Origin of the sequence: Acidimangrovimonas sediminis, assembly GCF_002871005.1 — a bacterium.
Lineage (GTDB): Bacteria > Pseudomonadota > Alphaproteobacteria > Rhodobacterales > Rhodobacteraceae > Acidimangrovimonas > Acidimangrovimonas sediminis.
Genome location: NZ_PHSN01000020.1, coordinates 43,433 through 57,100, shown reverse-complemented (window position 1 = coordinate 57,100; position 13,668 = coordinate 43,433). Strand labels below are relative to the sequence as shown.

Annotated in this window: 11 protein-coding genes; 3 read left to right on the top strand and 8 right to left on the bottom strand. The window is 67.8% G+C overall.

Annotation, left to right across the window (positions count from 1 at the left end; all coding sequences use genetic code 11):
- Positions 1-9 precede the first annotated feature (9 nt).
- Complete coding sequence (locus CVV76_RS17860; RefSeq protein ID WP_102226044.1) at positions 10-975, bottom strand: LysR family transcriptional regulator; 966 nt, start codon at positions 973-975, stop codon at positions 10-12.
- Between the two features lie 308 nt (positions 976-1,283).
- On the opposite strand from CVV76_RS17860, the gene CVV76_RS17855 reads away from it, so the two are divergent.
- On the top strand, positions 1,284-2,651 hold the full coding sequence (locus tag CVV76_RS17855) for an aminotransferase (RefSeq protein WP_102226043.1): 1,368 nt from the start codon (positions 1,284-1,286) through the stop codon (positions 2,649-2,651).
- Positions 2,652-2,658: 7 nt separating this feature from the next.
- On the opposite strand, the gene CVV76_RS17850 is transcribed toward CVV76_RS17855, so the two are convergent.
- The 4 genes from CVV76_RS17850 to CVV76_RS17835 form a co-directional block, all read right to left on the bottom strand.
- Entirely contained in the window at positions 2,659-3,273 is a 615-nt protein-coding gene (locus tag CVV76_RS17850; protein WP_102226042.1) for a GNAT family N-acetyltransferase, read from the bottom strand.
- 121 nt (positions 3,274-3,394) lie between these two features.
- Positions 3,395-3,958 (bottom strand): polyhydroxyalkanoate synthesis repressor PhaR, encoded by a 564-nt coding sequence (gene phaR / locus CVV76_RS17845; RefSeq protein ID WP_102226110.1) that lies wholly within the window; start codon positions 3,956-3,958, stop codon positions 3,395-3,397.
- Between the two features lie 337 nt (positions 3,959-4,295).
- Positions 4,296-4,745, bottom strand: coding sequence for a phasin family protein (locus tag CVV76_RS17840; RefSeq protein WP_102226041.1), 450 nt, complete (start codon positions 4,743-4,745; stop codon positions 4,296-4,298).
- 160 nt (positions 4,746-4,905) lie between these two features.
- The gene (locus tag CVV76_RS17835) at positions 4,906-6,711 is read right to left on the bottom strand and encodes a PHA/PHB synthase family protein (protein ID WP_102226040.1); all 1,806 of its coding nucleotides are present in this window, start codon (positions 6,709-6,711) and stop codon (positions 4,906-4,908) included.
- Positions 6,712-6,820: 109 nt separating this feature from the next.
- Here CVV76_RS17835 and phaZ point away from each other — a divergent pair, with 109 nt between their 5' ends.
- Positions 6,821-8,098 (top strand): polyhydroxyalkanoate depolymerase, encoded by a 1,278-nt coding sequence (phaZ, locus tag CVV76_RS17830; RefSeq protein WP_102226039.1) that lies wholly within the window; start codon positions 6,821-6,823, stop codon positions 8,096-8,098.
- 173 nt (positions 8,099-8,271) lie between these two features.
- On the opposite strand, the gene CVV76_RS17825 is transcribed toward phaZ, so the two are convergent.
- From CVV76_RS17825 to CVV76_RS17815, 3 genes are all read right to left on the bottom strand, one after another.
- Positions 8,272-8,982 carry an alpha/beta fold hydrolase gene (locus CVV76_RS17825; RefSeq protein WP_102226038.1) on the bottom strand — a complete coding sequence of 237 codons (711 nt, stop codon included), beginning with the start codon at positions 8,980-8,982 and terminating at the stop codon, positions 8,272-8,274.
- Between the two features lie 111 nt (positions 8,983-9,093).
- Positions 9,094-9,861 carry an alpha/beta fold hydrolase gene (locus tag CVV76_RS17820; protein ID WP_102226037.1) on the bottom strand — a complete coding sequence of 256 codons (768 nt, stop codon included), beginning with the start codon at positions 9,859-9,861 and terminating at the stop codon, positions 9,094-9,096.
- A gap of 191 nt (positions 9,862-10,052) precedes the next feature.
- Positions 10,053-11,378, bottom strand: a complete 1,326-nt coding sequence (locus CVV76_RS17815; protein WP_102226036.1) for an MFS transporter — start codon at positions 11,376-11,378, stop codon at positions 10,053-10,055.
- 263 nt (positions 11,379-11,641) lie between these two features.
- On the opposite strand from CVV76_RS17815, the gene thrS reads away from it, so the two are divergent.
- Positions 11,642-13,600, top strand: a complete 1,959-nt coding sequence (gene thrS, locus CVV76_RS17810) for a threonine--tRNA ligase (protein WP_102226035.1) — start codon at positions 11,642-11,644, stop codon at positions 13,598-13,600.
- Positions 13,601-13,668: the final 68 nt, after the last annotated feature.

The window sequence follows — 13,668 nt, the reverse complement described above, 5'->3', positions numbered from 1 at the left end:
CTGCCGCAGCTAGAGCACCCGCAGCTCCCCCTCGAGCCAGGGCAGCCGGCCCAGTGCCGGGGTCACGATCAGTTCCTGCAGAAGGCCGCGCAGCCGGTCGGCCACCTCGCCGGGCATCGACTTCAGCACCCCCTTGCGCGCGCTGAGCAGGATCCGGCGCGAGAGCGGCGCGAAGGGCAGCGGCAGCACGTCGGCCCGGTCGCGGAACCGCGCCGCGTGCAGGTAGCCCAGCGGCGTGAGGATGGTCCACCCAAGCCCCTCCGACACCATCGCCATGATCGCGTGATAGCTGTCCATCTCGAACCGGTGGTCCAGCCGGATCTCCTCGCGCATCAGATGCGCCGCAATCTGCCGGCCCATGGCATGGCGCGAGGAATAGACGATCAGAGGCAACGCTTCGAGCTGGGCCAGCACGTCGCCACCGGGGTCGACAACGCCCTGCGGCACCGCCGCGACGAAGGGTTCCTGCAACAGCGGGTGCACCTCCATCCAATCCGCCACCGGCCCCATCTCGGCGGCCACCACCACGTCCAGCGCGCGGCTGTCGAGCTGGTCGAGCAGGCGGTGACTCGGCCCGGTCTCGAGCAGGAACTGGCAGCCCTTCAGCTGCTCGGCCATGGCTGCCAGCAGGCGCGGCGTCACGTCGGCGTCGAAATCCTCGATCATGCCGAGGCGGAAACGGGTAAGGCCGGCCAGATCGCCCGAGGCGAGCTCTGCCCGCGCCTCGGCTACCTCGATCGCGATGGTCCTGGCCCGGCGCCGGAACAGCTCACCCGCCGGGGTCAGGCGCAGCGGCCGGGCCGAACGGTCGAAGAGATCGGCACCCAGGGCCGATTCGAGCGCGGAAAGCTGCTGGCTGACCCCCGAGACCGAGGCCCCAAGCCGGCGCGCAGCAGCCGAGACCGTGCCCTCCTCCGCGGTGACGAGGAAGACCTCGATTGCCCAGAGCGTCAGCCGCCCCTGTGCTTCGACCATGCCGGGGCTCCTCCGTCCGATACCCGGGCCGCAGGCTATCCCGGATGCCGCAGGTGCACAATTGCGCTGAGGGCATCGCGGCTGCGGAGCCTGCCCCCTAGCCCCCGCTCTGGCGACAGTCCTGATGCAGGGGGCGGGCCGGCGTGGGCGCTGCCCCCCTGGGCCTCGTCTTCGAGCGGGAGCCGCGCCGGCGCGGACCACGATTGTTTCACCGCCCTCACGCGCGCGCGAGCTTTCCGCGCGCCGATTGCGCCCGCTCGGGCGCCCGGATAGCTTGGCGCCCAAACAGACACAGGAAAGGACGGACCATGCGGGACGACTCGCCCAATTCTTGGGAATCACGCGCCGACAGCTTCTCGCTCTACGGCTTCACTGACCTGCCCTCGATCCATGAACGCGGGGCCGTCGTGGTGACCCACGGCAAGGGTCCCTACATCTACGACGTTCACGGCAAGGAATACTTCGACGCGAATTCGGGCCTGTGGAACATGGTCGCGGGATTCGATCACCCCGGCCTGACCGAGGCCGCCAAGGCCCAGTACGACAAGTTTCCCGGCTATCACGCCTTCTTCGGCCGGATGTCGGACCAGACCGTGATGCTGTCGGAAAAGCTGGTCGAGGTTTCGCCCTACGACCGCGGGCGGGTGTTCTACACCAACTCGGGATCCGAGGCGAACGACACGCTGGTGAAGATCCTGTGGATGCTGAACCACGTCGAGGGCAACCCGCAGCGCCGCAAGATCATCACCCGCGTGAACGGCTACCACGGTGTCACCGCGGTCTCTGCCTCGATGACGGCGAAGCCCTACAACTCGGTCTTCGGCCTTCCGCTGCCCGGCTTCATCCACGTCGGGTGCCCGCATTACTGGCGCTTCGGCAAGCCGGGCGAGACCGAAGAACAGTTCACCGAGCGCATGGCGAAGGAACTGGAGGCCACGATCATCACCGAGGGCCCCGACACCATCGCCGCCTTCGTCGCCGAACCGGTGATGGGCGCGGGCGGGGTGATCCCGCCGTCCAAGGGCTATTTCCAGGCGGTCGAGAAGGTGCTGAAACGCTACGGCATCCCGCTGGTGGCGGACGAGGTGATCTGCGGTTTCGGGCGCACCGGCAATACCTGGGGCTGCCAGACCTACGACTTCGTGCCCGACGCGATCATCTCGTCGAAGAACATCACCGCGGGCTTCTTCCCGATGGGCGCGATCATCCTCGGGCCGGAGCTGTCGGATCGGGTTCAAGCCGCCAGCGAGGCGATCGAGGAGTTTCCGCACGGCTTCACCGCCTCGGGCCACCCGGTCGGCTGCGCCGTGGCGCTGAAAGCGATCGACGTGATCATGAACGAGGGGCTGGCGGACAACGTGAACACGCTGACGCCGCTGTTCGAAGAGGGCATGAAGCGCCTGGCCGAGAACAAGAACATCGGCGAATGGCGCGGCAAGGGCCTGATGGGGGCGCTGGAGGCGGTGCAGGACAAGGACACCAAGACGCCGTTCGACGGCAAGCTGTCCGTGTCGGAACGCATCGCCAATACCTGCACCGACATGGGCCTGATCTGCCGTCCGCTGGGGCAGGCGATCGTGCTCTGCCCGCCGTTCATCACGACGCCCGCGCAGCTGGATGAGATGTTCGGCAAGCTGGAAAAGGCGCTGACCAAGGTGTTTGCCGAGGTCGCCTGACGCCGCTTCAGCATCTCCGGCCCCGCATCGTCGGGGCCGGGGCCACCCCGGGACCGCGTCGATCGATGCCGTGGCAGTGGGGGCCGCGCTCCCCGCCTGGCGCCTCACCTGCCCCCTCACCCGGCCCTTCCCGTCGAAACAGCAGCCGCTCCCGCTCCGGCAAGGTCCGCTCGACTGTGAACCCCGCCTTTTCGAGCACGCGCCGTGACGCCGCGTTTGTCGGATGCGCCATGGCCCAAACCTCCGGCAGCGAAAGCACGTCATCCGCCACCCGCAGGGCGCAGGCGACCAGTTTGGACGCGTAGCCCTTTCCCCAGCCCGCCGGATGAAAGTAGTAGCCGACCTCGAACCCCCAGCCCGGGTCGAACGGGTCTTGGTACAGGCCACCCCACCCGATGATTCTCGGGCCGTCCCCGCCGCCTGGGTTGCCGGCCCGCACGACCCAGGGGCCGCACCCGTCCCTGCGGCGAAACCATTCATGCACCATCACGCTGCGCCGGCAGGCCCGCAGGTCGGCATCCGCATGGGTAAGGGACATCGCAGCCTGATCACCGAGGAAGCTGAAAAGGTCTGGAATATCCGCAAGCCGCGGCGGGCGCAGATCCAGCCGGGCCGTCTTCACCCGACCACCTGCATGGCGCGGCCCTGTCTGCCCTGCCTTGACGGGCGCATCACCTGAGCCCGGATCCGCGGTGGACGCCGCGCGACCGGGAAACGGGGCCGAAGAGGAGCCCCGTCCCGGCTCAAAGCTTCGAGAGTTTCGACTGCAGGTCGGCGAGTTGTTTCTTGATCTGGCGTAGTTCGGCGTCCTTGTCGCCCGCGCCGGCGGCGTCGCTCTCGGCCTCGGGCTGGGTGCCCTTGGCCTGCGCCCAGCCGCCCATCATCGACTTGAGGAACGCCTCCTGCTGGCGCTGCATCGCCTCGAACCCGGGCACGCTGGCCATCGGGTTCGGCATCGTCCCCAGGTTCTCCAGCATCTTCGACTGCCCCTCGCGCAGCATCTCGAACGACGCCGCCAGGAATTGCGGCACCACGCTTTGCGCATTCGTGGTGTAGCTTCGCACGAGGTCGGTCAGCACGGTGATCGGCAGCACGCTTTCGCCCTTGCTCTCGTGCTCGGCGATGATCTGAAGAAGGTACTGGCGGGTCAGGTCGTCGCCGGACTTCAGGTCGACGATCTGCACCTCGCGCCCGGCGCGGATGAACTTGGCGATGTCGTCCAGCGTGACGTAGTCGCTCGTCTCGGTGTTGTAGAGCCGGCGGCTCGCGTATCGCTTGATCAGAAGCGGCTTTTCCGTATCTGCCATCTTCATCCCCTCCCCGGGACTGTGCACTGGCAGAAAAGCCTAGGGCAGCGCAGAAAAAAAGGAAAGGATTTCCGCGGCCTCGTTTGCAGACGCAGCAATCGCGCCCCTTGCCATCCCCCCGCTGCCCCCCCCGCCGACCCCCACGGAACCGCACCGCCGCGTAACGTCGCGACTCCACCTGCACGGACTAACGGACCGCAGGTTCCACAGCTGCGGGCCCCCGCTTCGGCGCGATTGGGTCACATGAAAAAGGGCGGACCACACGGGCCCGCCCTTCGGCGTCTCGTATACCGGGGGAGGAGGTCCGGCACGAGGCGCTTCGCATCCCTTGGGGGGATTATTTCGCCGCGGTGGCGGCTTTCTTGGCAGCGGTCGACATGTCGGTCGTCGCCTTCTTGACGGCGGCCGAGGTCTCTTCCTGCATGTCCTTGCCCGCAGCGAGCATCAGCTCGACGGTTTCCATCTGCACTTTCTTCGCCACTTCGGCGAAGGCCGCCATGTTCTCGGCGGCCATCTCGGCCTGCGACGAAGCGAATTCGGTCATCGCCTTGGTGTATTCCGCCGGCTCGGTCTTGGCCTTCGACATGTCGGCGATCTTGCCCAGCGTGTCCTTGGTCCACTTGTTCGAGATCTCGACCGACTTCTCGGCCGCCTCGAGGTTGACCTTCGCCATCTTCTCGCCGAACGCGGCGGTCGATTTGAAGGCGTCCTGGAACGCGCTGGTGTCGACCGGGAAAGCGGCCATCATGTCCTGCATGACTTTGGTGAAATCTTGAGTCTTCGCCATAACAACAACTCCTTGGGTTCGCGTGTCACTTCGCGGGCGGCCACGGTCTGGCCGCATCTGCGGTCCCGCGTTTCGTCCTGGCAATCAAGATAGATGCTGCAGTGCAGCATTTCAAGTGACATTGCTGCGACGCAGCAGCAAATGGCTGACGCAAGGTAAATTATTCGGCGGCACGGGCACTTGGCTGAGAGACGACATAGGTGCCCGGCGCGGGGGCGAGCACCTCTCCCCCCGAATCGCCCGGAACGCGAGCCGCCACCATCGGGCCCGACATCGTCGCCAGCCAGTCGCGCCAGCGTGGCCACCAGCTGCCCTGGTGGAACGCCGCCGCCTCCTTCCACGCCTCTGGCGTTCCGGCGGGCGTCTCGCCGACCCAATGGCCGTACTTGCCCTTGGACGGCGGGTTGACGATCCCTGCGATATGGCCCGACTGCGCCAGAATGAAGGTCTTGTCCTTCGCCCCCATCTGCTTGATGCCGTTGAAGCTCGACCGCCAGGCGGCGATGTGGTCGGTCTCGCACGCGATGGCGCAGAGCGGCACGTTGACGTCGGAAATCCGGACCGTCTCGCCCAACACCTCGAAGCCCTTCGCCGCGAAGGCGTCCTGCTGGCACAGGCGGCGCAGGTACTCCACCGCCATCTTGCCCGGCAAGTTGGTCGAGTCGCCGTTCCAGTAGAGCAGGTCGAAGGCGGGGGGGGCCTCGCCCATCATGTAGCTCTTGATCGCGGGCTGGTAGATCAGGTCGTTCGAGCGCAGGAACGAGAAGGTGCGTGACATGTAGAAGGCGGGCAGCATCCCGGCATGGCCGACCTCGGCCTCGATCCCGTCGACGAAATCATCGGCCAGGAACACCCCGACCTCGCCCTGGTCCGAGAAATCGGTGAGCGTGGTGAAGAAGGTCGCGGCCTTCACCGGGTTCCTGCCGCGCTTGGCCAGGTAGGCCAGGGTCAGCGCCAGCGTGGTGCCGCCGATGCAATAGCCAATGGCGTTGAGCTTCTTCTCGCCGGTGATCTTCTGCACTGCGTCGAAGGCGGCGAGGTAGCCCTCCTCGATATACTGGTCGAGACCCACGTCGACATAGCTGGGATCGGGGTTCACCCAGCTGGCGATGAAGACGGTGAAGCCCTGTTCCGTCAGCCACTTGATGAAGCTGTTCTGCGGCTTCAGGTCGAGGATGTAGTACTTGTTGATCCAGGGCGGGAAGATCACCAGCGGGGTCTTGTGCACCTTCTCGGTCGCGGGCGCGTACTGGATCAGCTCCAGCATGCGGTTGCGGAAGACCACCGAGCCGGGCGTGGTGCCAAGGTTCTCGCCCACCTTGAACGCGTCGCGATCGGCCAGCGTGACCAGCAGGTCGCCCTTGTTCGACTCAAGGTCGCGCACCAGGTTCTCCAGCCCCTGCACCAGCGATTCGCCGTCCGTGGCGACGGCGCGTTCCAGCGCGTCGGGGTTGGTCCCGAGGAAATTCGTGGGCGACATCATGTCGAGGATCTGGCGTGTGAAATACTCGACCCGGGAGCGATCTTTCGGCGAAAGATCGTCGAGGTCATGCACCGCGCGCTCCACCGCCTCGGCGTTGAACATGTACTGCTGCTTGATGAAGTTGAACCACGGGTGGGTCTCCCACAGCGGGTTCTGGAACCGACGGTCGGCGGCGGTCAGGTCGGGCGGTGCGGTAAACTTGCCGTGCGCAAGCTGCTCCTGCGCCTCTACGTAATGTTTCAGCGTCTTGCCCCAGTAACCGACCTGCTGCTCGATGATCTTCGACGGGTTGTTCATCATCTCGGCCATGTAGGCCGCGGCCGCGCGCAGGAACAAATCCTGGCTCGGCCCCTGCAGAGCCGAGGGAATCTGCCGTTTCTGCGACAGCACGGTGGCCAGCCGTCGGGACAACTCGTCAACCTTGGAAAGATTGGCGTTCAGACGGTCCAGCCGGGTTTCTGCGGCTGCATCATCAGTTGTCATGTTAAGGTTTCCCCCCTATCTTCTCGTCCAATCATAGCGCCCGAGTCCCTTTGGGGAAAGGCGCCATGGCTCAACCCACCGGGAGGAGCAGCCTGGGAAAGGGACCGCGATGAAGAACCTCATGACCTACGACCTGATGGAGACCGCGCGCAACACGAACGAGTGGCTGGGCGCCTCGGCGCGCGCGCTGGCGGGCTACCCGATGTTCGGCATGGTGCCCTCTCCGCTGGTCAATCTCACCGCCGCCTGGGGCGCGGTGACCGAACGCGCCTTTTCGCGCATGGTGGCGAAACCCAGCTGGGGCATCCGCACCTTCACGGGCGAGGACGGCCGCGATCACCTGGTCTCGGTCGAGACCGTGCTCGACCGCCCGTTCGGCGACCTGATCCACTTCAAGGTGTCGGGCCGCAAGCCCTGCAAGCGCAAGATCCTGCTGGTCGCGCCGATGTCGGGCCACTACGCCACGCTCACCCGATCCACCGTGAAAAGCCTGATCGTCGACAACGAGGTCTACGTCACCGACTGGAAGAACGCCCGCGACATCCCGGTCTCGATGGGCAAGTTCGACGTCGAGGATTACACGCTCTACCTCGTGGAATTCATGCGCCACCTCGGCCCCGACACCAACGTCATCGCGATCTGCCAGCCGGCGCCGCTGACGCTGGCAGCCACCGCCTACCTCGCCGAGGAGGACCCCGAGGCGCAGCCGCGCACGCTGACGCTGATCGGCGGCCCGATCGACCCGGACGCCGCAGCGACCGAGGTGACGGATTTCGGCCGGCGGGTCACCATGGGCCAGCTGGAGCACATGGCGATCCAGCGGGTGGGGATGAAATACGCGGGCGTCGGCCGGCCGGTCTACCCCGGCCTTCTGCAGCTGACCTCGTTCATCTCGATGAATGCCGACCGCCACGGCAAGGCGTTCTTCGACCAGATCCTGCGTGAGGCGAAGGGCGATGCCTCGGACGGCGACGCCCACAACCGCTTCTACGACGAATACCTCGCCGTGATGGACATGACGGCGGAATTCTACCTCTCCACCGTCGAGCGGATCTTCAAGAACCGCGAGGTGGCGAAGAACGAGTTCACAGTGGCCGGCAAGCGCGTCGACATCGGCAAGATCACCCAGGTCGCGGTGAAGACGGTCGAGGGCGCGAATGACGACATCTCGGCCCCGGGCCAGTGCATCGCCGCGCTCGACCTCTGCACCGGGCTCCCGGACGAGAAGAAGGCCAGCCACCTCGAACCCGGTGCGGGCCATTACGGCATCTTCGCCGGCAAGTCCTGGCGCAACAACATCCGCCCGCTCGTGCTGAACTTCATCGACGCCAACGCCGACGCCCCGCGCCCCAAGGTGCGCGCCGTCACCTCCGCCGCCTCCGCCTGAACGGCCCGGGGGCCCGGGCGCGACGCACGGGGAGCAGGGAACCGGGAGCAGGGCACTGGGAACGGCGCGCCGTTCCTCAGCGTTGCGGGCCTCTCAGTGCGACCGACCCAAGTGCGCCGGGCCTCTCACCGCATAGGATCTCAGGCTCCGGACTTCGCAGCCTGTCGAACTTCTCAGCGTGCCGGTAGCGGCGCGCGCAGCCAGTCTTCGAGCACACCGGTGACGATCTCCGGCTGCTCCATCGTCGGCAGGTGGCCGCACAGGACGATCTCGACGCAGCGCGCCTGCGGCATCAGTTCCGCCATGAAGTGATGCCGCCGCGGCAACGTGGCGGGATCGTCGGCGCCGCAGATCACCAGCGCCGGAAGCGTCGCGCGCCGCAGCACCGCCTGCTGGTCGCCCCGGCGCTGCAACGCCCGGCTCTGGCGGACAAAGACCCCCTCGCCCAGCGTCAGCGCCATGTCGCGCAGCATGCCCAGGATCTCGGGCCGCGCATCGCCATCGGCAAGCCAGGCCTCGGGCACCTCCTCGCGCATCACCTCGGCCAGGCGCCCGGCCTGCGCGCCGACGATGCGCGGCTCGCGCGCCACCGACTGGGCCGAGGGGTCGGCCTGCGCCGAGAAGGCTATGAGGGCGATCCGGCTGATCCGCTCCGGCGCGCGGCGCAGCATCTCCAGCGCCACATTCGCCCCAAGCCCCTGCCCCGCCAGCGCGAAGCGCGCGGGCGACTGGTCGAGGGTCGCGACCGCCATCTCCTCGACCGTGGTGCCCGCAACCGGCGGCGCGACGGTGACCGCACGCTCGGCCGACAGGGCGATGGTCTGGTGCCAGACGGCCCGGGCGTCGCACATCATGCCGGGGATCAGCACAAGAGGTTCAGGCATCGTGGGGTCTTTCCGCGCGTCTGCTCGCGCCATGTCTACGATATTTCGGGACGTCGGGGGATGACATTCCGGTGGCCGCGCCCCCGTCACTTCCCCGGTAATCCGGCGCCTTCAGACCGCCGCCAGCACCTCTTCCACCGTCGCCTCGACCAGCGCGAGACACTCGGGGGTCGAGAACCGGTGATCGGCCCCCTTGACCAGCGTCAGCCGGATGTCCGCCCCCTCGGCATGGCCCAGAAGCCGCAGCGCCACCTCCTGCGGCACGTCGGCATCGGCAGTGCCCTGCAGGAACCGGACCGGAAACGCCAGCGGCAGGGGATCGCGCAGCACCAGCCGGTCGCGGCCCTCCTCGATCAGCCGCCGGGTGATGATGTAGGGGCCGTCGTCGTATTCCGACGGCAGCGCGACCCGGCCCGTCTCGGCCATTTCCTGCCGCTGGGCCTCGGAAAAGCCCGCCCACATGCTGTCCTCGGTGAAATCGGGCGCCGCGGCGATACCCACGAGGCCCGCCACCCGCGCGCCCGGTCGCCGCGTCATCAGGAGCGAGATCCACCCCCCCATCGAGGACCCGACAAGGACCTGCGGCCCCTCGGTCAGGGCCGAGATCGCCGCGGCCGCATCCTCGGCCCAGTCGCCGATGCACCCCTCGAGGAAATCCCCGGAAGACTGGCCATGGCCGGAATAGTCGAACCGCAGGAAGGCGCGGCCCGTGCGTTCGGCCCAACCCTGAAGGTGGACGGCCTTCGTGCCCTCCATGTCGGACTTGAAACCGCCGAGGAAGACGACACCCGGCCCCGTGCCCCCGGTCCGGTGATAGGCGATGCGCCGGCCCTGCGGCGTTTCCAGATACTGCGGTTCCAGATGCTGCGGCTCTGCCATGTCCTGCCCTCCGTTTCGTCCTGCCTAGCGCGGCGGGGCGGCGAATGAAAGGCGGCGGAGCGGAGGGGGCCGGTGCCATGTATCGGGCCGGTCGAGGGGCCCGGGATGTGGTTTGCGTATTTGGGGAACAATGAAAGGGCGGTCGGTGGTCCGGGTCGGAAGGGGCGGCGCCCTATCGCAGGGGCGGGCGCTCAGGCTTCCGGCAGGCCGCGCGCCACGAGGGCCGCCGCGATCGCCATGGCTGCGAAGAGCGCGAGGGTGGCCTCGGCCCCCCAGGCGGCCGCCAGCGCCCCGAAGGCACCCGAGGCGAGCAGGATCACCCCGATCACCGTGTTCCCGACCGAGGTATAGGGTGCGCGCAGATCCTCGCGCGCCATGTCGACGAGGTAGGTCGACCGCCCGATCCGCACCCCCTGGTGGGCGAGGTTCAGCACGAAGAGCGCCGCCGCCGGTGCCCAGACCGTACCCATTAGGCCCGCGGCCCCGAACCCCAGGGCCAGCCCCATGCCCGCCGCGCCCATGACGCCCGCGAGCATCAGCACCCAGCGGCTCGACCGGTCCGACAGCCGCCCCCAGACGTAGGACGACACTAGCGCCGCCAGCGAGGATGCCAGCACCATCGCGCCCAGCTCTCCGCCCAACGCGCCCCTGGCCCCCTCGCCCGCCATCAGCACGATATAGGGCGGCGACAGCGCCGTCGCGGTCAGAAGGCCGCGGGCCAGCACGAAGCGCCGCAGCCGCCAATCGTCGCGCAGGTGATGGAGCTGACCCAGCGCGGCCCGCACGCCCCCGCCCTGCGCCTTGGCGGGTTCCGAGGGTTCGGCCATGCGCGACATCAGCGTGCCGCCGCCGAGCCAGAACAGCGCCGCCAGCGCGAGCGCGACCAGCACCACGCCCCGGCGCGGCGCCAGCCCCGAGAGCAGCACAAGCGCGAAGATCAGTACCGCCCCCGCCGCGACCGACCCGGCGATCCCCGAGGCCGTGCCGCGCCGCCCCTTGGCGACGGTACGCCCCAGCACGTCCTTGTAGCTGGCCGAGCAGACCGAGCGCGCCACCGCCAGCACCGCGAGCGCCCCCAGGATCGCATAGCCGAGCGCCGGGCCCGAGAGCATGAACCCCGCCAGACCGATCGCCGCCGCCGCGAGCCCCTGCACAGCGCTGCCCCCGGCCCAGGCCCATTTGCGCCGGGCCATCCGCCGGATCCTGTCGGTGACGAACAGCTGCGGCAGCAGCGCGCCCGCCTCGCGGATCGGCACGAGGAAGCCCACGAAGCCAGCCCCGGCGCCGCCCTGCGTCAGAAGCCAGCTCAGCACAAGCTTCGGGTCGATCAGACCGTCGGCAGCCTTCGTCAGGCTCAGCGCGCTGACATGGCGCAGGAAGTTCGCAGGCTCCTGCGCGCGGATCCCGGGAGCGAGGTCATCGGTCTCGCTTTCGCCGGCGACCCGGTCGAAGACGGCGCATGCAAGGCCGTCGTCCCGGGTTCCGTTGGTGTCTGGTGAGGATGCAGTGTCGCTCATGCTGGTTCCAATGCGGGATCTCCCCGGCGGGTTCCCGCGCATGGTGCCACGGCCACGCAGCTTTGACACGCCGCGCCTTGTCTTTCCCACCCGCCGACGACCGCCGGAGGGGCGGGTGTGCCCACGGGGCCGCGGCGCGATCGCCTCGGCCCCTGCCCCGCCCGCATTCGCGGTTGACTTCGCCGGGCGCCGGGCGCATCACGCCCGGACATAACCCGCAACCGGGCGCTCCGTGGGCGCCAAACCGACGAGGAGACAGGCCGATGAGCCTCGACACGTCCCGCATCTCCCTGACATTCCCTGACGGCAATTCGCGCGATTACGCCGCCGGCGTGACCCCCGCCGAAGTTGCCGCCGACATCTCCAAGTCGCTGGCGAAGAAGGCGATTTCGGCCAAGGTGGACGGCCAGCACTGGGACCTGCAGTGGCCGATCGACGCGGACGCGAAGATCGCCATCAACACCATGGCCGACGAGGCCCCGGCGCTGGAACTGATCCGCCACGACCTGGCTCACGTGATGGCCCGCGCGGTGCAGGAGCTGTGGCCCGACGTCAAGGTCACGATCGGCCCAGTGATCAAGGACGGCTGGTATTACGACTTCGACCGCGAAGAGCCGTTCACGCCCGAGGATCTGGGGGCGATCGAGAAGAAGATGAAGGAAATCATCAACCTCCGCGATCCGGTCCGCACCGAGGTCTGGGACCGCGACCGCGCGATCGCCTACTACAAGGCCAACGGCGAGAACTACAAGGTCGAGCTGGTCGAGGCGATCCCGGCGGATCAGAAGATCCGGATGTACTGGCACGGCGACTGGCAGGATCTGTGCCGCGGGCCGCACCTGCAACACACCGGCCAGCTGCCCGCCGACGCATTCAAGCTGATGAGCGTGGCGGGCGCCTACTGGCGCGGCGACAGCAATCGCCCGATGCTCCAGCGCATCTATGGCGTCGCCTTCCGCAACCGCGACGACCTCAAGGCTCATCTGACGATGCTGGAAGAGGCCGCCAAGCGCGACCACCGCAAGCTGGGCCGCGAGATGGACCTGTTTCACATGCAGGAAGAGGCGCCGGGCCAGGTCTTCTGGCATCCGAACGGCTGGACGATCTACACCACGCTGCAGGACTACATGCGCCGCAAGCAGCGCGCCGACGGCTATGTCGAGGTGAACACCCCCCAGGTCGTGAACCGCAAGCTGTGGGAAGCCTCGGGCCACTGGGACAACTACGGCGAGAACATGTTCATCGTCGAGGTCGAGGAAGACCACGCGCGCGAGAAGACCGTGAACGCGCTGAAGCCGATGAACTGCCCCTGCCATGTGCAGATCTTCAACGTGGGCACGAAAAGCTACCGCGACCTGCCGCTGCGCATGGCCGAGTTCGGCTCGTGCAACCGCTATGAGCCCTCGGGCGCGCTGCACGGCATCATGCGGGTGCGCGGCTTCACCCAGGACGATGCGCATATCTTCTGCACCGCCGACCAGATCGAGGCGGAATCGGCCAAGTTCATCGAGTTCCTGGCCGGCATCTACGCCGACCTCGGGTTCGACAAGTGGCGGGTGAAGCTGTCGACCCGGCCGGAAAAGCGCGTGGGCTCGGACGAGAGCTGGGACAAGATGGAGGCCGCGCTGGCCAACGCCTGCGACATGGCCGGCCGCCCCTACGAGATCTTCGAGGGCGAAGGCGCCTTCTACGCGCCCAAGCTGGAATTCGTGCTGACCGACGCGATCGGGCGCGACTGGCAGTGCGGCACGCTGCAACTTGACCCGAACCTGCCCGAGCGGCTGGATGCAGATTACGTGGGCGCGGATGGCGAACGCCACCGGCCCTTCATGCTGCACCGCGCGGTGCTGGGTTCGTTCGAGCGGTTCATCGGCATGATGATCGAAAACTTCGCGGGCCGCCTGCCGATGTGGCTGGCGCCGCGCCAGGCCGTCGTCGCCTCGATCGTCTCGGATGCCGACGATTATGTGCACGAGGTCGTGGCCGCGCTGAAGGCCGCGGGGGTGCGGGCCGAGGCCGACATCCGCAACGAGAAGATCAACTACAAGGTCCGCGAGCATTCGCTGGGCAAGGTCCCCGCGATCCTTGCCGTCGGCATGAAGGAGGTCGAGGAGCGTACCGTGTCCCTGCGCCGCCTCGGCGAGAACCGGACCGAGACCGTGACGCTCGACCAGGTGGTGGCCGATCTCGCCGCCGAGGGCACGCCGCCCGACCTGCGCTGAGGCCCGAATCGACCCGGCCGGCCGGCCCTGCCCGGGCAGCCGGTTTCCGCCGGGCGGGGGTGGAACGT